The organism is Pirellulales bacterium (assembly GCA_035533075.1).
Lineage (GTDB): Bacteria > Planctomycetota > Planctomycetia > Pirellulales > JAICIG01 > DASSFG01.
Window position 1 is genome coordinate 11,481 of record DATLUO010000194.1, and the last position, 23,691, is coordinate 35,171.

General features: G+C 64.3%; 22 protein-coding genes. 12 read left to right on the forward strand and 10 right to left on the reverse strand.

Features of this window, described 5'->3' with window-relative positions; genetic code table 11:
• Positions 1-6 precede the first annotated feature (6 nt).
• Both VNH11_24820 and VNH11_24825 read left to right on the forward strand, forming a co-directional pair.
• Entirely contained in the window at positions 7-948 is a 942-nt protein-coding gene (locus VNH11_24820) for a hypothetical protein (protein HVA49612.1), read from the forward strand.
• Positions 945-2,804, forward strand: a complete 1,860-nt coding sequence (locus VNH11_24825; protein ID HVA49613.1) for a hypothetical protein — start codon at positions 945-947, stop codon at positions 2,802-2,804. Before VNH11_24820 ends, VNH11_24825 begins: the two co-directional genes overlap by 4 nt.
• Here the strand turns inward: VNH11_24825 and VNH11_24830 are convergent.
• The gene (locus VNH11_24830; GenBank protein ID HVA49614.1) at positions 2,782-3,306 is read right to left on the reverse strand and encodes a hypothetical protein; all 525 of its coding nucleotides are present in this window, start codon (positions 3,304-3,306) and stop codon (positions 2,782-2,784) included. The genes VNH11_24825 and VNH11_24830 overlap by 23 nt on opposite strands.
• Before the next feature lie 345 nt (positions 3,307-3,651).
• Here VNH11_24830 and VNH11_24835 point away from each other — a divergent pair, with 345 nt between their 5' ends.
• Complete coding sequence (locus VNH11_24835; GenBank protein ID HVA49615.1) at positions 3,652-5,832, forward strand: cation-translocating P-type ATPase; 2,181 nt, start codon at positions 3,652-3,654, stop codon at positions 5,830-5,832.
• A gap of 79 nt (positions 5,833-5,911) precedes the next feature.
• Here the strand turns inward: VNH11_24835 and VNH11_24840 are convergent, their stop codons facing one another.
• Both VNH11_24840 and mqnE read right to left on the reverse strand, forming a co-directional pair.
• Complete coding sequence (locus VNH11_24840; GenBank protein HVA49616.1) at positions 5,912-6,931, reverse strand: aldo/keto reductase; 1,020 nt, start codon at positions 6,929-6,931, stop codon at positions 5,912-5,914.
• A 78-nt stretch (positions 6,932-7,009) separates the two neighbouring features.
• Complete coding sequence (mqnE, locus tag VNH11_24845; GenBank protein ID HVA49617.1) at positions 7,010-8,146, reverse strand: aminofutalosine synthase MqnE; 1,137 nt, start codon at positions 8,144-8,146, stop codon at positions 7,010-7,012.
• Between the two features lie 408 nt (positions 8,147-8,554).
• On the opposite strand from mqnE, the gene VNH11_24850 reads away from it, so the two are divergent.
• Positions 8,555-8,860 carry a hypothetical protein gene (locus VNH11_24850; GenBank protein ID HVA49618.1) on the forward strand — a complete coding sequence of 102 codons (306 nt, stop codon included), beginning with the start codon at positions 8,555-8,557 and terminating at the stop codon, positions 8,858-8,860.
• A gap of 65 nt (positions 8,861-8,925) precedes the next feature.
• On the opposite strand, the gene VNH11_24855 is transcribed toward VNH11_24850, so the two are convergent.
• Genes VNH11_24855 through ubiE form a run of 3 tightly spaced genes read right to left on the reverse strand, consistent with a single transcriptional unit; the run spans position 8,926 to position 11,213 of the window.
• Entirely contained in the window at positions 8,926-9,813 is an 888-nt protein-coding gene (locus VNH11_24855; GenBank protein HVA49619.1) for a UbiA-like polyprenyltransferase, read from the reverse strand.
• A gap of 3 nt (positions 9,814-9,816) precedes the next feature.
• Positions 9,817-10,509: a flavin prenyltransferase UbiX gene (locus VNH11_24860; GenBank protein ID HVA49620.1), complete on the reverse strand. Its 693-nt coding sequence runs from the start codon at positions 10,507-10,509 to the stop codon at positions 9,817-9,819.
• Positions 10,506-11,213, reverse strand: a complete 708-nt coding sequence (gene ubiE / locus VNH11_24865) for a bifunctional demethylmenaquinone methyltransferase/2-methoxy-6-polyprenyl-1,4-benzoquinol methylase UbiE (GenBank protein ID HVA49621.1) — start codon at positions 11,211-11,213, stop codon at positions 10,506-10,508. Before ubiE ends, VNH11_24860 begins: the two co-directional genes overlap by 4 nt.
• Before the next feature lie 257 nt (positions 11,214-11,470).
• Here ubiE and VNH11_24870 point away from each other — a divergent pair, with 257 nt between their 5' ends.
• Positions 11,471-12,487, forward strand: a complete 1,017-nt coding sequence (locus VNH11_24870; GenBank protein ID HVA49622.1) for a DUF1574 family protein — start codon at positions 11,471-11,473, stop codon at positions 12,485-12,487.
• On the opposite strand, the gene VNH11_24875 is transcribed toward VNH11_24870, so the two are convergent.
• Together VNH11_24875 and VNH11_24880 are read right to left on the reverse strand one after the other, a co-directional pair.
• A complete protein-coding gene (locus tag VNH11_24875) occupies positions 12,438-13,808 on the reverse strand; it encodes a cytochrome c (GenBank protein ID HVA49623.1) in 1,371 nt (456 codons plus the stop codon). The two genes, VNH11_24870 and VNH11_24875, sit on opposite strands and share 50 nt — an antisense overlap.
• Before the next feature lie 136 nt (positions 13,809-13,944).
• Entirely contained in the window at positions 13,945-15,912 is a 1,968-nt protein-coding gene (locus VNH11_24880; GenBank protein HVA49624.1) for a CDC27 family protein, read from the reverse strand.
• 415 nt (positions 15,913-16,327) lie between these two features.
• On the opposite strand from VNH11_24880, the gene VNH11_24885 reads away from it, so the two are divergent.
• Entirely contained in the window at positions 16,328-16,567 is a 240-nt protein-coding gene (locus VNH11_24885) for a hypothetical protein (protein HVA49625.1), read from the forward strand.
• Between the two features lie 69 nt (positions 16,568-16,636).
• Here VNH11_24885 and VNH11_24890 read toward each other — a convergent pair whose 3' ends face one another.
• Positions 16,637-17,821, reverse strand: coding sequence for a glycosyltransferase (locus tag VNH11_24890; protein ID HVA49626.1), 1,185 nt, complete (start codon positions 17,819-17,821; stop codon positions 16,637-16,639).
• 45 nt (positions 17,822-17,866) lie between these two features.
• Here VNH11_24890 and VNH11_24895 point away from each other — a divergent pair, with 45 nt between their 5' ends.
• Positions 17,867-18,460: an HAD family hydrolase gene (locus VNH11_24895; GenBank protein HVA49627.1), complete on the forward strand. Its 594-nt coding sequence runs from the start codon at positions 17,867-17,869 to the stop codon at positions 18,458-18,460.
• 56 nt (positions 18,461-18,516) lie between these two features.
• Positions 18,517-19,560 (forward strand): TIGR03009 domain-containing protein, encoded by a 1,044-nt coding sequence (locus tag VNH11_24900; GenBank protein HVA49628.1) that lies wholly within the window; start codon positions 18,517-18,519, stop codon positions 19,558-19,560.
• A gap of 39 nt (positions 19,561-19,599) precedes the next feature.
• Here VNH11_24900 and VNH11_24905 read toward each other — a convergent pair whose 3' ends face one another.
• Positions 19,600-19,827, reverse strand: coding sequence for a hypothetical protein (locus VNH11_24905; GenBank protein HVA49629.1), 228 nt, complete (start codon positions 19,825-19,827; stop codon positions 19,600-19,602).
• Between the two features lie 481 nt (positions 19,828-20,308).
• Here VNH11_24905 and VNH11_24910 point away from each other — a divergent pair, with 481 nt between their 5' ends.
• The 4 genes from VNH11_24910 to VNH11_24925 all read left to right on the forward strand — a co-directional run bounded on the left by VNH11_24910 (position 20,309) and on the right by VNH11_24925 (position 23,689).
• The gene (locus tag VNH11_24910; GenBank protein HVA49630.1) at positions 20,309-20,551 is read left to right on the forward strand and encodes a metalloregulator ArsR/SmtB family transcription factor; all 243 of its coding nucleotides are present in this window, start codon (positions 20,309-20,311) and stop codon (positions 20,549-20,551) included.
• A gap of 88 nt (positions 20,552-20,639) precedes the next feature.
• The gene (gene arsD, locus VNH11_24915) at positions 20,640-21,002 is read left to right on the forward strand and encodes an arsenite efflux transporter metallochaperone ArsD (protein HVA49631.1); all 363 of its coding nucleotides are present in this window, start codon (positions 20,640-20,642) and stop codon (positions 21,000-21,002) included.
• Between the two features lie 16 nt (positions 21,003-21,018).
• The gene (gene arsA, locus VNH11_24920; protein HVA49632.1) at positions 21,019-22,734 is read left to right on the forward strand and encodes an arsenical pump-driving ATPase; all 1,716 of its coding nucleotides are present in this window, start codon (positions 21,019-21,021) and stop codon (positions 22,732-22,734) included.
• An 82-nt stretch (positions 22,735-22,816) separates the two neighbouring features.
• Complete coding sequence (locus VNH11_24925; GenBank protein ID HVA49633.1) at positions 22,817-23,689, forward strand: ferredoxin family protein; 873 nt, start codon at positions 22,817-22,819, stop codon at positions 23,687-23,689.
• Positions 23,690-23,691 lie beyond the last annotated feature (2 nt).

Consider the following 23,691-nt stretch of genomic DNA (forward strand, 5'->3'; position numbering starts at 1 on the left):
ATACCCATGGCCAGGCAGGATCGGGCGGAGCGGCTCCGGCAGGCGATCGTCGAGGCAGCGGCACGGCTGGAGGCAACTGCACAGGAGCCGGCGCGGGCGAGTGGGGGGCCGGCACCGGGCGATTTATACGTCTTCGAAACGCCCGTCGAGGCGGCCATCGAATGGCTAGTGGTCCGCTTCCACGTCGACGATCCGGCGATTGTATTACTGGCCCCGGCGGATGATCTTCCCCTGGCGGGACAATGCGACGTTGGACTATGGCCTGAATTTCTCGATCGACCGCTGACCGTTCGTTGCGGCGAATCGGCCTGGTTGCCCGCGACCATGTGCGCCGACTATCTCCGGGTTGGAATGGTGCCTGAGGAGGCCGCCGCCGAGGTGCGGCGGGTGATCGCGGGGTTGGCCCGCGGAAATATGCCGAACGATCCGGTGCGAGAGTGCGCCGAAGCCGACCCCGAGTACATGGCTTGGCTCGACGAGGTGGCTCGTGCGCGACAGGCCCTTGCCGACCGCGGGAAGCCGCAGCCGCCGACCGGCGAGGGACCGGTTCTTCAGCTCGATGAGCTCGGCAGAGCTCCGCCATCATGGCTCGTCGCGGTCGAGCCGGACTTGGCACTTGCGGCCAGCGCTGGTGCCGGCTTGACGGCCGATCGTCGAGAGTCGCGCGCACCGGCTTCATTGCGCTGGGCTGAAGTCCCCCTGCGAACCGGTGGTGCGCTGGTGCTTGCCGCCGATGCTGGCGGCGTGCGTGTGGGCTGGAGGGGAGCTAAAGACGTTGCTCCTCCACAACTTACGGGTTTCGGCAGCGCTGGAAAGCAGGTTGCAGTGTGGACAAACGGCGAGCGGCCCGACTTCCACAGGGCCGAGCCTGATTTTGTCTGGCTAGACGGGCAGGTGATTCTTCAAGCCGGCAATGGCAACCCTCAAACAGTCACAGTCCGATTGTGAACACTCCGTGGCTCACGGCCGACATGGCGGAGGCGGGCACCGAAGCGCTTTGGCGGACCAATCCCGTCTTGTGCATCGACCGACTCATCGCAATATGGCAGGGATCGGACGCAGCGTGGCTCATGTCGGGTTGGCAACTCGAACGCGTAATGACAGCGCTCAGGGAGCACGATATTTTGCTGCCGGTCGGGGTAATCGATCGCTGGGCTCCGGGGCGCGAAATAACGGCCGTCAGCGACCGTCCGGAACCGCGTATTATCGGTCTCGCCATTGACGAATCCCGAACTGGTCACGTCTTTCCGTTGCGGCCGCTTCGCGACCAAGATTATTGGAGCGTCGATGGGAAGTTACCGTTTAACCATGAAGACATCCTCGATGTTCTGACCGCGTTGCTGCAGGCGAGCGGCGTCGCGGAGACGTGGACCGTGCCCGAGCGTTTCGCGTTTCGATTCGAGAATTTAACCGGCCTCAGGGCGCGCGGTGAATCGATGACGATCGCGGCCGCGCTGGCTGTGCTCGACTGCATGACTGGTTTCGGCCTTCCGTTGCTGCGGGCGGCGGCGGTTGTCGTCCAACTTGAGCCTGGCGGTAGACTGAAAGCGGTGGGCGACGTCCGTGCCAAACTCGATGCCGCAAATCGTGAGTGCGGCCAATTGAGCCTTATCATCTGTGCGTCTGGCAGCGAGTTTGCTCACGGCGTCGCGACCGAGGTCTGGGAAGTGCAATCGCTTGCCGATCTGGCGGGCCGTTTGCACAATGCTGGCCTCCTGGCCCCACTGCTCGACGCGGTTGGACCGCTCGATAGGCGAGAGTCGGCGAGAGTGCTGGAGCGACTGAGGTGGCTCGATGACCAAAACCGCTATCGCGAGGCAGCCGACTTAGGCGACCGCGCTCGTCGATGCCGGTTTTTGCAGCCGATCGACGGGACCATGGCGATCGAGTTTTCGAGACTTTACGCCGCTGCTTGCAGGCACAATGGCCGGTTCGCCGACGCGGTTTCTATTGCGGGGGAGGCGCACCATCGAATCGAGGCTCTTGGTCCGCTCACGTCGGACGACGAGGAGGCTGACGCCGCGGCCGAACATGCCGCAAGCCTTTTCAACGCGCATCGTTTCGCCGAGATTTCGGCGCTGCTCCGCGCATGGGCCGAGAAGGCTCAAAGTGAACCGCGGCGGTTCAGGCCGTTGACGAGGGTCAAGCTATGGAACACATTGGCCCGCGCCATGGCGATCACCCGAGAGCAAGGCTGGGACGAGTTATTTGCGCGGTCCGAAGCGCTGCAGCGCCGGTTAGGCGACGGCGGGAACCTTGCGCGAACGACGCATGATCGTATTCACGCCTTATTGCGGCACGGCGATCTGGTGCGTGCAACCCAAGCGCTGGAGGAAGCCGATTGGAGTGCGCAATCAACCACCGTTCCTTGGTTGCCGTTCCTCCGCGCAGATCTGGCCCGGCTCGAAGGTCGCGTTTGGAGCGATGAGGCGCTCGATGAGCGGCTCAAATTAGGCAAGAAGCCGTACTCGGCTTGGATCTACGCCCAAGCGACGGCACGGCAAGCCCCGCGGACCGCGCGCGACGCAATCGAACGACTGAGGCGAGCAATTAAGCTCTTGCATGACGAGAGCGGCGGCATCGACGGAAATATCTGCAACCTGTTTGCGGCAATGCTTGAGCTGGCGATCGCGGCTCGATCAGCAGACGCGGAGCGCTGGACTGCGGCCGTCGCTAAGATCAAGGGGTTTCTGGCAACTGCCGCCGAAAATTGCCAGTATTACGGGCCGGCGACCAATGCGCTTCCGGCGGCGCCCGACGTGGCCGCGGTCGAGAGCTTGCTCAACCTCGTGCCGTATTTTTGACGTGCGCGGCGAGGTGCGCGAATTTGCTGTCCGGGCCGCGGAGCAATTCGGGCAGCGCATCAATAGTAAGGTCGAACGGGATCTCTGTCTTCCAGTATCGCCCTTTATGTGTTTCATAAAAGGTTGCCGCGTAGCGGGTCTTTCCCAGCAGTAACCAGACGGCGGCCATCGCTGGCGCGCCGGGACTGGTGTGAATGCAGATTTCGACCAGATCGTCGGCCGTCTCGCGCACGATTCTCGCCAGTTCGCCATCGGCAATGCGGAAGATTCCGACATAGTCGGTTGGTTTTGCCAGCTCGACCGGGATGATCGTCGGCGTCTTGCCAAGCCATTCGCCGTAGAGTTTGCTCCAAGCAGGCTGGAAATTGCTCAGTAGGCGGATCTCGTCGAACCTCTCGGCATCGACGAGCGCCTTAATGGGACCGACCTCACCGGCGGTTGGCTTTGCGCCGCCGAGCTCGGCGAGAATCTCGGCGCCGGCCGAATTTTGCTGCTGGACCACGCTGGCGCTGGCCCCGTTTCTCTACTGGGTCAACGGCCCCGCCGTTTCCACGGACCAACTCGTCGTCAGAACGGCGCTGGTCGTGCTGGCGGGCTTCGGCGCCGTCGGCCTTCGGCTGTTCGCCTGGCGCAGTCGCGGCCGAAAGTAGGAATCCAGCCCTCATCAAGTAAAGCACTCTGCCTGTTACGGCGAACCGCCGCATGCGGTCCATGCCGCGCCTTCCCAGTAAACGACGTCGCTCTCGGTGGGCCGGCGCTCGCAAGCTCGCTGGTCCCACCCTACGCCGCCGCGCTCCCTCTCCAAACGGTGGCCCGGAATCGGGCGCGCGGTATACAATCCAGCACAATGGATTCCGCACCCGCCACAACCTCGGCCACGCTCTATGTGCCCGCACTCGATTGCCCCGAAGAGCTGTCGCTCATCGAGAAAGGTCTGCGACGTCTGCCGGGCGTCGTCGACCTGGCGCCCGATTATCTCAATCGACGCTTGGTCGTCGAGCATGACGCCGGCCTGAACGCCTTGGCCATCGCCGCCGAAGTACGGCAGATCGGCTTCGCGGCCGAAGTCGTGTCGCACACCAGCCTGCCCACCGCCTCGCCGCGTGCGCGGATTCGCCGCAGCACGCTCAGCGGTGCGGTGTTGCTCGTGATCGGGTTTGCCACGCAGTGGTTGCTGCGCTGGCCGGCGGCCGGAAACGCGCTGGCCATCGCCGCCACGCTGGTGGCCGGCTCCAGCGTGGCCCGTGCCGGCTGGCGGGCCGTGCGATTGCGGGCTCTCGACATGAATGCCCTGATGACGCTGGCCGCGGCGGGCGCCTTGGCCACGGGCGATTACTTCGAGGCCGCCACGGCGATGGTCTTGTTCGGAGTCTCGCTGTGGTTGGAAAGTTACAGCCTGACGCGTGCGCGCTCCGCGGTCCGCTCGCTCATCGAGCTCGTGCCGCCGCAGGCCCATCGCTACGAGGGCGACGAACTGCGCGAGGTGGACGCCGCCCAATTGACGCCCGGCGATCTCGTGCTGGTCAGGCCCGGCGAGCGAGTGCCGGTCGACGGCGAGGTGCAAGACGGCGCGTCGAACGTCAACCAGTCGCCCATCACCGGCGAAGCGCTGCCGGTGGAAAAGCAGCCCGGCATGCACGTCTACGCCGGCAGCGTCAATGGCGAGGGCGCGCTCGTCGTGCGTGCCCGTCGCGGGGCGGCCGACAGCACGCTGGCCCACATTGCGCGGCTCGTCGAAGAAGCGCAGCGCGGCCGCTCGCCCACGGAGCGCTTCGTCGATCGGTTCGCTCGCTACTACACTCCGGCGGTGATCGCGCTGGCCTTGGTCTTGGCCGTGGCGCCGCTCGTGGCCATGAGCTGGCACGCGCCGTGGGCCGAATCGCACCGGCCCGTCGAGTGGCTGCACCGGGCGCTGGTGCTGCTGGTGATCGCCTGCCCCTGCGCGCTGGTCATTTCGACGCCCGTGACGATCGTCTGCGGATTGCAGGCGGCGGCCCGCGGCGGCATCCTGATCAAAGGCGGCGAATTCCTGGAACGTGCCGGGCAAATCGGTTCGCTGGCGCTCGACAAAACCGGCACGCTCACACGCGGAATCGCCGAAGTGTCGCGCCTCGTTCCCGCACCGGGCGTGTCGGACCAGGAGCTGCTGCGCGTGGCGGCGGCTGTGGAGTGCCGCAGCGAACACCCGCTGGCCCTGGCCATCGTGGCCGCCGCGCGGCGGCGTCACGTCGAGTGGCCGGCGGCGTCCGGCGTGGTGGCGCTGCGGGGATATGGAGTCCGCGGCGAACTCGACGGACAAACGTTCTTCGTGGGCAACTGGTCGCTGTTTTCGCAGCCGCCGCTGGCTGCCGAGGGCGCCCGAGGCCCGACGGCGGCAGTGCGAAGCGTGGCCGAAGCGTTGTTGGCCGATGGCGCGGCGACGATCGTGCTGGTCGGATCGCAAGAGCGCTTTCTGGGCGCACTGGCGATTGAAGACCGTCCGCGTGCCGATGCCGCGGCGGCACTGGCCGAATTGCGACGGTTGGGCGTGCGGCCGCTGGTCATGCTTTCCGGCGATCGCAAGCCGGTGGTCCGGCAGATCGCCCAGGAACTGGGTTTGGATGAGTTTCACGCCGATCTGCTGCCCCACGAAAAGGTCGACCAAGTGAAAGCCCTGACCATCACGCACGCGCGGCTGGCGATGGTCGGCGACGGCGTGAACGACGCGCCGGCGCTGGCAGCCTCGTGGTTGGGCGTGGCGATGGGACCGGCGGCCAGCGATACCACGTTGGAGACCGCCGACGTGGTGGTGTTATCGCCGCAGCTTGGGCTGCTTCCGAAGCTGGTGCGACTCGGCCGCCGCACGCGGGCGATTTTGGGCCAAAACATCGCGTTGGCTTTGGGGATCAAGGCCGCGGTGCTGTTGGCGGCCATCGTCGGTCCGCAAGAGCTTGCCCGGCTCTGGCTGGCGGTGGCGGCCGACGTGGGGGCCACGCTTCTGGTCGTGGCCAACGGCATGCGGTTGCTGCGGCGATCGTCGATTCGATAGGCTTGTTTCGGCTAGCAAGACGCCAGGCAGCTCGCCGGCACTGGTCGGCAGCCGGTTGCATGTTCGGGCACGGCAACAACTATCCCGTCTTCTCCACCTCGAAGCCATGTTGCAGGCGGTGATAGGGCCCGTCGAAAACCTGCGTCGACTTGAACAGCTCGTGGCGGCCGTCGGCGCCTTCTTTGGCGGTGCTGGCCAGCAGCTTCTGCATTTCGTCCTTCGGCATCGGCTTGAAGTTGCGGGCCACGCCGAGATCCTGGTGCAGATCCTTGCGCGACATGATGCCGCACACCAGCGAACTGATCGGCAGCGACAGGGCGTAACGCCGGCAATCTTCGGCCTTCAAGCCGGCCTTGTCGGGCAAGCGCCCCTTGGGCGAGCCGCCGGCGAACGACTTCATGCCCAGCACGCCGATGCCCTTCTCGTTGCACACCGGCACCACGCGCTTTTGGAAGCTGCGGTAATGGGCGTCCATGATGTTGATCGGCATCTGCGCGGTGTCCCAGGCGTAGGGCTTTTCGATCATCTTCAGATGGATGTCGGGGTGCTTGTGCCCGGTGAAGCCGAGGTAGCGGACCTTGCCTTGCTTCTTGGCTTCGAGCGCCGCGGCCAGGGCGCCCTTGTCGAAAATCCAGTCGGGGTCGTTGTCGTAGTTGATCTCGTGGAACTGCCAGAGATCGAGCCGATCGGTCTTCAGCCGCCGCAGGCTGTCTTCCAGATGCTTCATGCTGCCGGCGCGGTCGCGAGCGCAGTTTTTGGTCATCAGAAACACTTTGTCGCGCCGCCCGCCGCCGGCCAGGGCCTTGCCCATGACCTCTTCGCTTTTGCCGTCGTGGTAGTCCCAGGCGTTGTCGAAGAACGTGATGCCCTGGTCGATGGCTTCGTGCATGATGGCGACGGCGTCTTTTTCGTCGATGGCGCCGATGTGCCAGCCGCCGAGGCAGAGGATCGAGACTTTCTCGCCGGTCTTGCCCAAGGGCCGCTTGGGCAGGCCGTCGGAGCTTTCTTCTTGTGCCGCCAACACGTAGTCGCCAATGCCCGCCAGCGCTACGCCCGCGGCGGTCGTCTTGAGGAATTCACGTCGGGCAGAATCGGTCATAGCGTGGCTCCTTCGTTGAGAGTGCATGGCAAACAGGTCCGCTGGCCCCATTTTGGCCGACGCGAGAGTTTTGGCAAGCTATACCGCCGCCGCGATCGGCTCGGCCGCCTGCCACTCGGCCCCCTCGCGCACAATGCGGCGATAGAGCGTGTCGCGCTCCACCGGCTCGCGCCCCGCCTCGCTAATCAGCCGGCAGATTTCGTCAACCGAAAGGACTTCCGGCGTTTCCGCCCCGGCGTCGTGATAGATCAGCTCGTGCCGCACCGTGCCGTCGAGGTCGTCGGCCCCGTAAGCGAGCGCCGTCTGGGCGGTGCCGATGCCGAGCATGATCCAATAGGCCTTGATGTGCGGAACGTTGTCGAGCATCAGGCGGCTGATGGCCATCGTGCGCAGGTCCATCAGGGCCGACGGCTTTCGGATGTGGCTCAAGCCGGTGTTGTCGGGGTGAAAGGCCAGCGGAATGAAGGTCTGGAAGCCGCCGGTTTCGTCTTGCAGATCGCGCAGCCGGATCAGGTGGTCGATGCGGTGGTAGGGCTCTTCGATGTGCCCGTAGAGCATGGTGCAGTTGGTCCGCAGGCCGAGCTGGTGGGCGGTGCGGTGGATGTCGAGCCAGTTCTGGGCGTCGGCCTTGTGCTCGCAGATTCGGTCGCGGACTTCGGGATGGAAGATTTCGGCGCCTCCGCCCGGCATGCTTCCAAGTCCCGCGTCGATCAGCTCCTGCAGGATTTCGCGCACGGGCCGCCGGGTGAGATGCTGGAACCAGTTGATTTCGACGGCGGTCCAGGCCTTGAGGTGCAGCCGCGGAAAGGCTTGGTGCAGCAGGCGGACGACGTTGACGTACCAATCGAACTTCATCTGATGGTGCAGGCCGCCGACGATGTGCATCTCGGTGCAGCCCGCCTCGACCGCCTCACGGCCGCGCTCGACAATCTGCTGGTCGCTCATCAAGTAGCCCTTGGGATCGCGCAGGTCGGAGCGAAAGGCGCAGAACGTGCAGCGATAGACGCAGACGTTGGTCGGGTTCAAGTGCGTGTTGATGTTGTAATAGGCGGCGTTGCCGTTGATCCGCTCGCGGACCAGGTTGGCCAGCTCGCCCAGGTCGTTGAGGTGTACTTCCGGGCGATAGAGGTAGACGCCGTCGTCGAGCGTCAGCCGCTCGCCGGTCAGCACTTTGTCGCGGATGGAGGCGAAGGTGGGTTGCACTGATGATGCCATGATGAACTATCTTAATGCGAGATGGGGCGGGCGCAAACCGACGATGGCGACCGAAAAGCGCAAGACACCCCCCCTTTAGCGAACTGACAAATCTGTCCGTTGCCATGCTAACCGCAATCGGCGACGGCGCGTAACTCGTCGATCGGCTTTTGACATTCACCGTAAAGGCGAAGGCGGCAACGGCCGACGCACTATCTGTGATCGTCATGCATCACCCCACTTCTGGTGAACTGTCGGAAACCGACAGTTGACACGACAACCACACGTTTCACAAGCCGATTAGCTTCCGGCGGTTCAACTTCGGTCGCGGGCCAGTTCTCGCGCGGAACGAGCTTCGGTTCGTAGTCAGTTGCTTGCGTGGCTCGCCGCATCGACGCATGTTTGACACCAAGCCGTGATTCGCTCTTCATGATCGAAGAAGAGAACGAACTGGCCGTTCGGGTCCGAGACACAGACATCGTCAGCGCCGGGAAGCCAGAGCTCGTCGTAGTGCCGCACAAAATCCGAAAGCTGCATCTCGACGCCTTCTCGAAGGCTTATCCAGCACGCATGCACGCGAGTGTTTGGCAGATTCAGCCCGGCCAGCCATGCGGCTACATCAGCCCGCGGCTTGTCCGCGACGTCCAGCATGTTGGTCGGCGCCGGTTCGCATGTTTGATTGTTCAAGAGGTGCGTTATCCGCGCTATCTCTGCAGCAATTTCGTCAGCTCTTAGCGCCCGAAATCGCGTACTAAGCTCAGCAATCTCGGCGGCTCTTTCAGCGATCATTGTGCCTCCGGCTATTCCCAGGGTGCATATCCTAAGAACAAATCCACCGTGCCCACCAGAAACAGTCCGATGCTGACCACCGCGTTCACGTGAAAGAACGCCACATTGACGCGCGTCAGATCGTCGGGCCGCACCAGGCGGTGTTCATAAGCCAGCAACACTGCCACGGCCAAGATGCCGACAAGATAGATCCAACCCAGCTCGCGGTACGCCAGCGGCAGCGCAGCCAGCGCGATCACGGTCCCCAAATGGCAAACCGCCGCCACACGCAATGCCCGCACGACTCCTAGCCTGGCGGGCAAACTGTGCAAGCCCGTTTGCGAGTCGTACTCCACGTCCTGGCAGGCATAGATGACGTCGAAGCCTGCCACCCAGAACATCACCGCCGCCCCCAACACGACCGGCGGCCAGCCAAGCTCGCCGCGAATGGCAATCCAGGCGGCGACCGGCGCCAGACCCAACGCGGCGCCGAGCCAGAAATGGGCCAGTGCCGTAAACCGCTTGGTGAAGCTGTAGCCGCAAAGGAAAATCAGCACCGGCAGCGAGAGATACGCCGGCCAGCGATTGGGCAAAAACAAGAGCGTGCTGGCCACAAAGCCGGCGGCGCAGACCGCGGCGAAGGCCGTGACGCCGGCCACGCTGAGCAGCCCCGCCGGCAAATGCCGCGACCGCGTGCGCGGGTTGGCCGCGTCGAGTTCGCGGTCGGTCAGGCGGTTGAAGGCCATCGCCGTGCTTCGCGCAAGCACCATGCACAGCACCACGCCCAGCAGGTCTCGCCAGCGCCAGGCGACCGCCCCTTCGCGCCAGGCCATCACCGCCGCCAACAGCGCAAACGGCAGCGCGAACACCGTGTGGCTGAACCGCACCATCTCCAGCATCAATCGCATGCGGCGGAACATCGGCTACTCTCCCCAACGGCGCATGAGCGAATGCTCGACGCCAAGCTGATCGAGGACGCGGGCCACCACGAAATCGACCACGTCGCGCAGCGATTGCACGCCATGATAAAAGCCCGGCATGGCGGGCAGCACGATCGCCCCGGCCTCGGCCGCGCGGCGCAGGTTGTCGAGCTGCACCATCGAGAGCGGCGTTTCGCGCGGCACCAACACCAGCTTGCGGCGCTCCTTCAGATGTACGTCCGCCGCCCGATGAATCAGGTTTACCGAGGTGCCATGGGCCACGCCGCTGAGCGTGCCGCCGGAACAGGGGCAAACCACCATGCCCGACGTGCGCGAGGAACCGCTGGCGATCGGGGCCAGCAGATCGCGGTAGTGGTGATAGCGCACCGGCAAAACGCTTTCCCCCGACACCTTGGTGCTTCGCAGGCCGTCGTCGCCGGCCGCGCGCCGCGCGCGAGTGCCGAATACGGCCTGCATCAAGGCGGGCGTTTTGTCCAACGTGAGCGGCAACAAATCGTCGAGGGCAAAGTGGTCGAGGTCGACCGACACCCCCAGTTCCTGCTCGATGACCGCGGCGCCGGCCGGGCTGATGACCAGCTCGACCTCCGCCCCGGCGACCAGCAGTTGCTCCAAAAGACGCACACCGTAGATCGCGCCGCTGGCGCCGGTCATGGCCAGCACGTAATTCGACATCATTTGGTTCCTACATAGAGCGTGGCAATGCCGAACGTGAGCGGGCGAAAGACAACTTCGCCCAGACCGGCCTGTCTCATCCGCACCGCCAACGCCTCGCCGCAGGGAAATTCACCGACACTGGCCGGCAAGTAACTGTAGGCTTCGTGCCGATTGCGGGCGAGTGCCTGGCCGATGCGCGGCAACACACGCCGGAAATACCAAAGGTAAACGGCACGGGCAGGTCTCCACGTCGGCAACGAAAACTCCAACACGGCCACTTTGCCGCCGGACCGGCAGACCCGCGCCATCTCGCTCAGCCCGCGGTCGGTGTCGGTCACGTTGCGCAGCCCAAAGGCCACGCAGACGATCGAGAAGTAATGGTCCGGAAACGGCAGCCGCTGGGCATCGGCCTCGACGAACGTGAGTTGCCCGTTGCAGCCGGCATTTTTTCGCTTCGCATCGCCCCGCACCAGCATGGGATGGCAAAAATCGGCCCCCACGATCGTGGCCTGCCCGCCGCTGGCCCGATAGTAAGCCAAGGCAAGATCACCGGTGCCCGTGCAGAGGTCGAGAATCGGCCCCTCCGCGGCCGGCGGCACGGCGCGGACCGTGCGCCACCGCCAGTAGCGGTCGATGTTGAGCGACAGCAGATGGTTCAAGAAGTCGTAGCGGCCGGCGATCTCGCCGAACATCTGCCGCACGCGAGCTTCGGATTTGTCAATCATGGGTTACGTTGTCGGCGAGCGGTTGGCGATGAGAGATGAGGGATGAGGGATGAGGGATGGCGCTATGAATGGAATCGGGATTCCCAAGACCAAAGACCTGAACCCTGAATCCTGAACTCTGAACCCTTAATCGCCTTGACATCCGACGCAGCGCTGAATACCGTTCCCCAGTTTAACAGGACATCTGCCGAGGTAACATGTCGAGCAAGTGCCGATGCACAGCACGGGCCGCACGCGCAACGCTCGGTTGCTCGCTCGTGAGCCTCGGTTTGATTCACCTGGCCCTGTCGGCGCTGGTCGGCTGGGGACCGGCCGAGTTTCACGATCCGCTGTATGGAGAGAAGCTCGACCAGCTTCGCAGCCACCTTGCTCGGGCGCCGAAAGGCACGCCGCTCGTGCTGGTGCTCGGCAGCTCGCGGGCATTGACCGGCCTGAACGCTCGACGGCTCGAACAACGTTTGGCCGAGACGCGACGTCGCCCGGTGGTCGTGTATAACTTCGCGGTGCCGGGCGGCGGGCCGGTGACCGAGTTGCTGTTGCTGCGTCGGCTGCTCGATGCGGGCATCCGGCCCGACACGCTCATCCTGGAGACGTCGCCCACGTTCTTCGCCGAGGTCGCGGTGCCCGACAATTTGACGTGGCTGGAAAGCCACGGCATCGGGCTGGGAGAACGAAACTGGCTGGAGAGCTACGGTCCCTTGGCCGATCCGCGGTCGGTGACGACGACGTCCGGGGTGCTCGTGCCCTGGTATCGACACCGTTTCGCGCTGGTACGTTGGGTGGCGCGCGGGTTTATGCCCAGCATTCCCTGGGGAGTTCTTTCGTCCTGGTTCGACGAGCATGGCTGGGAGCCGATCGGCGGCGACCGCCGCAGCGACCAAATGTACGCCCAGTTCGTCGCCGCCGAGCGAGGCGCACTCGGCCCCTACTTTCAGAACAGCCGTCTTGCTCCCGCCTCTCGACGTGTCTTCCAAGATCTGCTGACGCTGCTCGACAGCCAACAAATTCGCACGGTGCTGGCTCTGTTTCCCGAAGGCAGCGATCTGCGCCGATGGTGCCCCGCCGAGTTCCGCGCGCGTGTGATGGCTGCCCTCGGGAGCGTTGGTCGCGAGCGCGAGGTGACGATCGTCGACGGTCACGATTGGTTGAGCGACGACGATTTCTTCGATCCGATTCATCTGATTGCGTCCGGTGCCGACCGTTTCACAGATCGGCTGGCCGGCCTCACAGCGTTTTCAGATATTCGAGCACCGCTCGCTTTTCGTCGTCGTTGAGCGCCTCGGGAAAATGGTGCCCGGCGGCGCTCTTGCCGAACTCGCGGGTGTCGAAGTAGCGTCGGCGCGCCGCACCGTGCCGGGCCTGCTGCGGCACCTCGTCGAAGGCGGTGATTTCCAGCCCGACCTTTTCGGTGTCGTAACCGTCTTCGCTGCGCGTCCAGACGGCCGGCCGCCGGTCGGGATAAAACAGGTGCCATAAGGTCGGCACCGAACCGTTGTGCAGGTAAGGAGGCGAGGCCCAGATGCCGTCGAGCGGCGGGGCGACGTAACCCGGCAGATCGTGCTTGACCGCCTTCTCGCCGTAATGACCGAACCAGGTGGCACTATAGTTGTCGCGCCACGAGGCGGGGATCGAATCGTAGCGCGCCCGGTCGGTGCCCACCACGTCGATCGGCACATTCCGCTCCGGGTAACTGCCGTTGACACCGTACGTGCCGTGGCACTCGCTGCAATGCTCGACAAACGGCCGCTCGCCGCGCCGGGCCAACGGGCGATCGATCTCGAACGGGTACTTGGGGGCCTCCAGCGACTCGATCCAGGCCAGCACATCGCGATAGTCGCCTTCCCACTGGCGGAATTTCTCCGGCCCGTTCTTGGGCAGCAGCAGAAACTGCATCAGGGCGCGATGGCTCTTCAGCACGCCGCCGTCGGCATACAGATAGCCTTTCTTCTTGATGTTCCACCAGGGCGGCGCGTCGTGGTCGTGGTGCAAAAGTGTGGGCGGGAAGCGGTCGCGGTGGACGTTCAGATCGGCGTCGCGATAGGTCAACAGCACGATGCCGAAGATCACGGCGTTGGTGGTTCCGATGGTGGTGCCCAGCGGCATGGCCGCGCCGCCCAGATCCATGTGCGAAAGCGTCTTGCCCAGCCGCAGCTTGGTTGCCCGCACGTCGTCGGTCAGGGTCTGCAAGGCATAGAGCGTGTTCGGGGCGCCGGGAATCACCCGGCCGGCCACCTTGCCCCCGTGGCAGGCAAAACAGTTCATCACCCAGCCGCCGCGTCCATCGTCGACATACTGCAAGGCCACTCCGCCCGTTCGTCCGGGCGCCTCGGTCAGCCCGTAACGGGAAAAGGCCATTTTCCGCCGTTCTTCGGGCGTGGCCTTTTCGGCCCGCGAACGCGACGGTTCTTCCCAGACCTTCCACAGATCGTCGAACACTTGCTGATCGAAGTCGGGCGGCAAGTAGGTTTTCGTCGTCAGCCAGCGGTAGCCCCGTTCGGCGGCCGATTCTTCGCCCGGCCGGCGCGCGTTATCGCCGTCGCCGCCCCAGGCGAGCGACGAAAGCGTCGCGCAGAATAAGAACGTGCCCAATCTCATTTCGATACCTTTGCTGCCATAACCGGAGTCTAGGCCGGCGGATTAACGGCCACAAGCGGAAGGTGTGGCGGGACAGGACCAGCGAGTTTGTCGGCCGCCGGTTGACGACCATCTCGACATGGCCGCTCCCAATCTGCTACAGATACGCCAATCGCAGTTCGACGCGGCGACCGGCGACGTCGAGGTGGCATGTCTGCGAGGTCCGTTTCGCTTTGATGAAATCGGGAATGGCGCGCAGGCAGGCGTCGAGGAAAACCAGTTCCTCGGCGGTGGCAGAACGCGGAGTGCGGCCCGGCATGAGCCGCATCACCGCGGGCCACGCTTCCGGCGCGGCGACCGGCCAGCCCAACCGCTCGATGAGCTGCAGATCGACCGCCGCCATGATCTGCGCCTCGTCGTAGCAAACCGCCAAGGCGCGGTTCTCATCGGGGCCGGCGTAGCCGCCAAGCATCGCCTTGGTGATTTCCAAGTCGTCGTAGACGCAGAGGCCCAACTGCACGCCCGTTCGCCCGAGCACGACCGCGTATCGCGGGCCCATCGCCGGGTCGTCGCAACGGATTTCGATCGGCACTTCGCCCGGCACGCGGCGCCACGGGGCCTCGCGGAAATAATACTCCGCCGCCTCATAGAACGATTCCATCTGGGTACGGGTCACGCCTTTGCCGTCGGCCAACGCGCACTTCTCGGAGCCGTCGATGCTGCGGGCCAAGTCGAGACAGAAGTCGTTGAACTCGGGCATTTCGTCAACCAGCCGGCAAGCGATTCCCGCGGCCTCAAGCCGCGGCCGGAGGTGGTCGTAACCATCCGAATCGGAAAGCTCGATCAGCCGCGGCCGCTGGGCCGGCCGGCCGCGCGTGCCGCACATCGCCCGAACGAGAAACTCCAGCAGCATGTCGGGCGTGGGACCGCCCGGCGTGTGCGCGGTCAGCAGCGCGCTGGCAGGCGACTTTTCAAGCACGAGTACCGACCACGGCCGATACGCCCCTTCGCGTTCGTTCATGACCCACGCCGGCGACCGCACAAAGTCGGCCTGCCACACCGCGTCGGTCTGAGGAAAGTCGCGGATATCGACGTCCTCGGCGGGCGGCTTGTCTTCCTGCTCGAGCAGGCGGTGCATGCCTTCGAGCATTTGCCCGACCGGTTGCGGATCTTTTTCGCACCGGCAGCCGACGCCGATTTTCGCCAGCCAAGGTTTCCAGGCATCGCACAAGTCGCGACGGCCCACGACCAGCTCGGCGGGCCGCGCGGGCTTGCCGTCGAGCGGACGGATAAAGGCCGGCACGAGCTCGTTCCAGGCCACCACTTCCGTAAGCGGGCGGTCGATCACGGTCATGACCCGCATCTCTTGGCCTTCGATGTTCGCCACGCCGAACAGCCACATCGCCCCATCGTCGCCCGGAAGCCCGTCGTCGCCCGGCCGCTCGTCTTGGCACCTCCTCAAACCGACTTGCCACGTTTCGCGCCGCGACGGGAGCGACCGCAGCTCGTCGTGCGGGAAGCGGCGCGGCACGTCATCCGCCTGCGCGCTCGCTGGTGGAACCTTCAAAATCCGCCTCGCCCACACCGCGGCACCCGGCACCGACCGCCAGGCCGGCAGGAACAGGCGGGCGCAGCCAAAGGCCCGCTCGGCGGTGCTCGCGTCGAACCGCACCTCGCGGCGCGCGTCGACCAACTCCTCTTGCAACAGGTAGCGTTTGAAACCCGGTTCCAGCCGGTCGGCCTCGACCAGCAGCCGCTGCGCCTCGTCGCTGTCGCCGCGGTGGCGGAAGGCATCGAGCGCCTGAACGAATCGCCACACGCCGGAGTGTTCGTCGCGCTCGCGCAGCAACTTCTCGAGCTCGCCGAACCTGCCTAGCTCGAACAAGCACGACGCCAACCAATAGCGCGCAAAGTGCGGATCGTCGGGATCCGTTACCAGCAGGTCGCGAAAAAAGAATTCGGCCTCGTCATAATGGCCGCTGGTCCACCTCGCGCACGCCACTTGAAGCCTGGGCGGCGTGGCGCCGGGCCTGGCCTCGCCGTGTGGCCCGACCGAAACCCCTTGTGCCGCAACCCGCGCCCGCCGAGGCTGTTTTTTCTTGTCCTTGCCGGCCTTTCGTGACATTTTGACCTCCGTGTTTTTCGTGTGCCGCGCAACTCGCGCGGGATTGCGGCCATTATAATACATCGCCTCGATTGTCAAAGCTCAAGCAATTCCGATTCGTGTGAATGAGCGTTGATGAGTGTTCGAGGAATTCCAGACCTAGCGAGTTAAGGGCGAAGCCAACCCACTGACGCCAGGGAGTATCCTTCTCGCAAACCAGATCGGCCCGCGGAAACTCGATTTCCAGCAGCTCCTTCGGCACGCGCCACCTTTCGATCGCGCGATCGCCATCGGCTGTTGCCGCGCGCTGCCTCACAGAATAGGCGACCGACACGTCGCCCTACGTGGGGGCCAGAAAAGCTGCTGCGCTCGGCCGAGCATTCAGCCTTTCAGGTGGTGGCGTCGATGACCCGGCCCGTTCGTAAGGGGATGAAAGATGATGTTTGGCCAGGGCGCTCCTATCGAGAAAACTGCCAGGCATCTAACGCTCATCGCGCTCGGCGGAGCAAGCCTCGGTCAGGGAGCCGGGAATGACGGCCAATGCCTGCCGGACCTCTTCCAAGGTAATACTCGGATCTCCCTCCGAAAGGCAGTACGTCAGAAACGCCTTGTCCTCGATCTCGACAGCGGCGTCCGCTTCTTCATCGATGCGGACGATGACCCGTTGCTTGCTTGAATCTGCTTGAACATCCGTGGCGGATCGGAGGGCAAATCGGTCTCACCGTCGGCCGCCAGGTGAAACGCGTCACGCGGCGCGGCGCAGTCCGCCAAGTCGCCCGCCGGCGATGGCGTCCAGCAAATCCAGCAGTTCGCGCTCGTAACGCTCGGCGTTGAACCGCAGCGCCTGCTTGCGGGCCAGCGAGGCGGGAAACTGATGCGGATGGGCCTCGAACCAACGCAACGCCGCCACCAGCGCTTCGGGCGTTTGCTCGTCGAAAAACAACCCCGTGCCGGCACGCCGCTCGTCCGCCGGCACGATCGTTTCCGTCGCGCCGCCGCGGCCATACGCCACCACCGGAGTGCCGCAGGCTTGGGCCTCGACCGGCACGATGCCAAAATCCTCTTGCCCCGGAAAAATCAGCGCCCGGCAACGGCGGAGATAATCGCGAATCACCTCGTCGGGCTGCCAGCCCAAAAAAGTAGCGTGCCGCCCGGCCAGCCGCTTCAGCCGCCGTGTTTCGGGCCCGGAGCCGATGATAACCAGATCGCGACGCATGCGCCGGCAGGCTTCGATCGCCAGCTCGGTTTTTTTATAGGGCACGAGTGCCGACACGCAGAGATAGAAGTTCTCGCGGCCCACCGCCGCCGGCGCGTAAAAGTCGGTATCGACCGGCGGGTAGATGACCTCGCTGGGCCGATCGTAGCAATCGGCGATCCGCCGCGCGACCGTCTGGCTGATCGCCACGTAGTGGGTCACGCGGTGACTGCTGGCACGGTCCCACTCGCGAATGCGGTCGAGAAGCTGGTCGCGCGTCGACGACAACGTGCGGCGGGGAAGACCGAGCACGGACCCCAGCCGGCCGGACGGCTCCGGGGCCGCCCGATCTGCGAAGTAATCGTCGCGCAACTGCCAGGCATAACGCATGGGCGTGAAGCAATAGCAGACGTGCGGCACGCCCGGCGGCGGTTGCACGCCCTTGGCCACGGCGTGGCTGAAGCTGACCACCAGGTCGATGTCGGCCGGCAGACGAAAGCTCTCGATGGCCCGCGGCATGGCCGGCAGCCAATAACGGTAGTGCCGCTCGATCCAGGGCAATCGTTGCAAGAAACTGGTGTTGATGCGCATTCGCTCGATCTCCGGCGCCAGCCGTCCCCGCGCGTGCAGCAGCGTGAACAGCTCGGCGTCGGGAAAGCGCCGGCAAAGCGCGGCCAGGCACTTTTCGCCGCCCCGCATGCCGGTGAGCCAGTCGTGGACGAGAGCGAGTTTCATCGTCTACCTTATAGTGGGATTCATCGGAATACAGAACACAGAAACGTGATCCGCGGACTGATCTTCGATCTGGACGGCACGCTCGTCGATTCGGGCCTCGACTTCGATCGCATCCGCCGCGAAATGGGCCTCGTCGAAAAGCAGCCGATTTTGGAAGCGCTCGCCGACCTTCCCGAACCGCGGCGAAGCGAGTGCTGGGCCATCCTCGACCGGCATGAGCGCGAGGGCGCCGAACGGGCCACGCTGATGCCCGGCGTGGCCGACTTGATGGCCGCCCTGGAACGACGCGGGCTTCGCCGGGCGGTTTTTACGCGAAACGGGCGGCAGGCGACGCTGCTCACCCTGCGGCGGTTGAATCTGCACTTCGACACGGTCGTCGCTCGTGAAGACGCACCCGCCAAACCCAACCCAGCCGGAATCTGGAATATCTGCGCGATCTGGGGACTGCCGCACGAGCAGGTGGCGATGGTGGGCGATTATCTGTTCGATATCGAGGCGGGGCGCCGGGCCGGAGTGCGGACGGTTTGTTACGCGGCCGGCCGCACGTTGGCCGACGTCGAAGCCTGGGGCGCGGGGTTCGCGGTCGAGTGTTTCAGCCGGCCCGAAGAATTCCTGGCTTGGCTGGAGCATTCGGGCTAGGGGGCTTCTCGCCGATTTGCTACCATCCGGCCCCATTTTCGATGCGAGGAAACTCTATGCTGTCCGGCCGGAGCAGGTTGGTGTTGGTAATCGGAAACTCACTGTTCGCGAGCGTGCTGTGCGGACCCGCGCTGGGTCAGGACGCGCCGCGCCGCAACGCACGGACGGCCAACCGTTCGGCTCCGCCGGCGCCGCGAGCGGGCAAGAGCCAGTCGGTATATGGCCCGAAAGCACCGCCGCAGGTCGCCGCCCGCCCCCACACCGCCCTGGGCGGCAGGCTCGGCCAGTTCGCCCCGCAGCCGCGGCGGCCGCAGGCCTCGTGGGGCCAACTTTCGCCGGAAGAAGAATCGGAACTCGAACTGGTGCTTCAGGCCTGGGAGAAGCAAACGAGCGAAGTGAAGACGCTGTATTGCACCTTTCAAAGCTGGAAATACGACAAGGTCTTCGGCAAAGCCGACGTGCCAAGCCGTATCTACCGCGGCGTCATCCTCTATGCCGCGCCCGACAAGGGGCATTACCGCATCACCGAAGAAGCGGAAGACCCGACGGTCGATCCGCCGTCGTTTGTGAAGAGAGACGGCGAATATTGGGTCTGTGACGGCAATGCCGTCTATGAGTTCAATTACAAAGAAAAACAGCTCATCGAGCGCCGCTTGCCCGACGAATTGAAGGGCAAAGCGATCTCCAACAGCCCCCTGCCATTTGTGTTTGGCACCACCGCGGCGCAGATGCGCCAGCGCTATTGGATGCGACTCGTCACGCCGCCCGATCTGGTGGGCAAAAAAATTCTCTTGCGAGTGGAACCGATGCACCCCGAAGACAGGGCAAACTATCAGCGTGCCACCGTAGTCCTGGCCGAGAAACAGATGATGCCGAAGGCGGTCAGCCTGGAACTGCCCAACGGCAACAGCATCAATTATCTCTTCGACCCGCCATCCATCAACAATCCGTGGAAGAAGTTCTGGGGGGTGTTCGAGGTGCCGGGGACGCCCCGCGGCTGGAAGCGGATCGTGGAAGATCCGCCCACCCCTGGCAATCGCCCCGCGCCTCCCGCCGACAGTCAGACACTGCGCGTGCCGATCGGTCCACGTCGCAAATAAGCCACCTGCGCCTCGTGTGTGCCTTCGCACCGGCAACGATCACTCCGCACCCACGAGCTCATACACTCGGCCGTGCTTGAGTAGCCAAGGTCTGTCGCCGCTCTCCGCGGGGGCCGCGACCTCTTTCAACAATTCGACTTTCTCGGCTTCATAACACGGTTCGGAGGGATCGTCGGCCGGGATGACCATTTCCACGTCGACCGCGACGACAAACCGGCCACTTTCAATGAGCCGCGTTCTGGTCACTCGCTTGCCAGCGATCCGCATGGCTTACTCCTCGTCGAAAAAATGCACCATCTCGCGACTCCGACGGACCAAGCGGTATTGGGCGACGGAGCGAAACTTTCGGTGGTGATACCGTTTGGCAAGATGTAAAGAGCATCTCTGTAGGGAACGGACTCCGTGCCGTTCCGGAAAGTGCGATTCGACGGTATTTGGCCGGTTCACAGAACGGCACGGAGTCCGTTCCCTACAGAACACGGCGGGTTTTTCTTGACGGCGCGCTTCAATCCCAGCCACCGTTGAACAGCGTCCTGAGGAGCAAAGGCGCAAAAGGCTCCTCCTTGCCATGGCGGCACTGCACGTTCCTCTCTTGACTTGGGCGCCATTGCCGCATATCGTTCATCGTTGATAAACGATTTTAATAAGGACCGAAACGGTGAACGCCAAACGACGCTGCGTGACGCCGGCCGATCAGGCATCGCGGCCGGTCCCGGACAGCCGCGACAAAGACGAGGCGCTCGCGAAGCTGGCTTGGGCCCTCGCCCACCCGGCCAGGGCGCGCATTCTGCGCATCCTGCTGGCCCGAGAGGCGTGTATCTGCGGCGAGCTCGTCGATCAGATGGACCTGGCCCAATCGACGGTGTCGCAGCACCTGAAAACCCTCAAGGAGTCGGGCCTGATCACGGGCGAGATCGACGGGCCCAAAGTTTGTTACGGCGTCAACACGGCTGTGCTGGCGCGGCTCAAGCAGCTCGTCGCCGCGCTCTGAGCGGTTTTTTTTCAAACAATCAGCGTTAATCGACGATAAACGATAATAATTCGTGACAGTCCGCGTCTTTGACAGAAAGGACAAAACCATGACATTGCTCCAAGTCTTCGATCGGCCGATGTGCTGTCCGACCGGCCTGTGTGGCCCAAACATCGACCCCGTGCTGCCGCGTTTCGCCGCCGACCTGGACTGGCTCAAAGGGCAGGGCGTGGCGGTCGAGCGTTACAACCTCGCGCAGCAGGCGTCGGCCTTCACGGCCCACCCTGATGTCCAGCAACTGCTGGCCCGGTACGACGTGAAGTGCCTGCCCCTTATCCGCGTCGACGGCCGCGTGGTGGGCAAGGGGGTTTACGCGTCTCGCGAAATGTTGGCCCGCTGGTGCGGTCTGCAGCTCAGCCAGCCGCTGGCGCAAGCCGCGGCCAGTGCGTGTGGACAGGCGGGCTGTTGTTAAGAAAGCGAGACACCGCATGGACTTTCTCCAAACTCCCACGCGGAACATCTTTTTCACCGGCAAGGGCGGCGTCGGCAAGACCTCGCTCGCCTGCGCCACGGCGGTCACGCTGGCGGACCGGGGCGAGAAAGTGCTGCTGGTCAGTACCGACCCGGCCAGCAACCTCGACGAGGTGCTGGGCACCGAGTTAGGACACGAGCCGACGCAGGTGCGCGGCGTGCCCAACTTGTGGGCCCTGAATATCGACCCCGAAGCTGCGGCGCGCGAATACCGGGAGCGAATGGTCGGGCCGTACCGGGGCGTCTTGCCGGATGCGGCAGTGGCCAGCATGGAAGAACAGTTCTCGGGTTCCTGCACGATCGAGGTCGCGGCCTTCAATGAGTTTGCCCGTCTGCTCGGCGACCGCGAAGGCACCGCCGGCTTTGACCATGTGATCTTCGACACCGCGCCGACGGGGCATACGTTGCGGCTGATGTCGCTGCCTTCCGCTTGGGACGGCTTTTTGGCTACGAATACCACCGGCGCGTCGTGCCTGGGGCCGCTGGCCGGCTTGCAGGCCCAACAGCAACTCTACCGCGACGCCATTCAGGCGCTCGCCGACTCGTCGACGACCACGCTCGTCCTGGTCAGCCGGCCCGATGCCGACGCGTTGGGAGAAGCCGAACGGACGAGCCAGGAACTGTCGGCGCTGCGGATCGACAATCAGCAGCTTGTCGTCAACGGCGTATTCGTGGCCACGGACAAGTGCGACCCCGTCGCGCTGGCGATGGAACTGCGAAGCCGCGAAACGCTGGACCAGATTCCCGCCGGGCTGACGCACTTCGTCCGCACCATACTGCCCTTGGCGCCGCGCAACCTTCTCGGAGCCGATGCCCTCCGCGCTTTTGTTCGCGGAGAATCCTTCAAACCGATCGCGGATCGCCCGCGGCGCGCGGCCGCATTGCCATCCCTGGACGGCCTGCTGGACGAACTGGCCGCCGCCGGCCATGGTGTGATTTTGACGATGGGCAAGGGGGGCGTCGGCAAGACGACGGTGGCCGCGGCCCTCGCGGTCGCCCTTGTCGAGCGAGGCTTTCCGGTTCACCTGACGACCACCGATCCGGCGGCGCACGTGTCGGACGCGGTGAACGGTGATCGGCCGAACCTAACGATCAGCCGGATCGACCCGCGGGCCGAGACCGCCGCCTACACCGCCGAGGTCATGCGGACCGCCGGCGCTTCGCTCGACGAACAGGGCAAGGCCCTGCTCGAAGAAGATCTGCGCTCGCCATGCACGGAGGAAATCGCGGTCTTTCAGGCCTTCGCCCAGACCGTGGCGGGCGGAGAGAAGGGCTTCGTCGTTCTCGACACCGCTCCGACCGGGCACACGATTCTCTTGCTGGATGCGGCACTGGCGTACCACCGCGAGGTGACCCGGCAAAGCAGCGGGATGCCCGAATCCGTCCAGAAGTTGCTGCCGCGGCTCCGCGATTCGCGATTCACGCGGGTGCTGATTGTCACGCTGCCGGAGGCCACGCCGGTGCATGAAGCGGCGAAGTTGCAACGAGACCTTCTACGGGCGGGGATCCAGCCGTTCGCCTGGGTCGTCAACCAAAGCCTGACCCCGCTCGTGGTGACCGACCCGGTGCTTTTGGCGCGCCAGGCAGAGGAGGCCGCGTACCTCCGCGAAGTGATCGACCAACAGGCGGGGCGGATCGCGATTCTTCCGTGGCGGAAAGATCCAAAGGTTTGAGCCGTCGTGTGCGATTTCGCCCGTTCGCGCGCCCGGCAGCGCGCCTGACCTGCAAATGCCGCCGCAAAGGACGGCGATCTTGGTGAACACGCGACATGGGAGTGGGTTGTTCAGGCCCGTTGTTTTCGCGAGCGCTTTGGCACCTGTCATGCTTAATTCGAGGAAGTGCGCGGGCATCGGCTCACTTATCACCAGCTTCGGCGCGCGGCGTGCATCACTCGTCTCCGCTCGAGTCGACGGCTTTTGCCAATCTGTGGGGTTCCTTGGCCAACAAAGGAGAACGTCAATCATGGCAGCGACCCAGACGCCCGCGCCAAGCGCGGCGCAGGCCGCATGGCACGGCATTCCGCGGAGGGAAATCCCTTGGTTTCCAGCCATTGACGAACAAGCCTGCATCAACTGCGGCCTCTGCTACGTGACTTGCGGCCGCTTGGTTTTTGAAATGGACGAGGCAAAGCGGAAGGCCGTGGTGGTTGAGCCCTACCGCTGCATGGTCGGTTGCACCACCTGTGGCAATATCTGTCCGACGGAAGCGATTGCTTTCCCCGACAGGAGTGTGGTCCAGAAGATCGAGCGGGAGAACAAGATTCTCAAGCTCGTGCATCAGGAAGCGAAGGCCAAAAAGGCCAAGGTCGCCCTCGACAAGGCGCGCGCCAGGGCGGCGGAGACGGTGTCCGCCATTGTTCCCCAGGTCGAATTCGAGGTGGCGGGCGACTTTGGCGACAAGCGCTTCATGATGCAACTTTACGAGTTCATCAAGGACCGCGATTGCGACGTCGTGCAATTCGCCATGGAAAACCCCACGCTCAAAGGCACCCTCGGCGGCAAGGCGCCCTCGCATTGCCGCTTTCGGCTGGTCTCCGAATGCTATGAGAACGTTCAACCGTATGTCCAAGGGATTCACGAGTTGATTCAGCGGAATGGGCTGGTGCTGACAAACGAACGCAAGGTTTGATT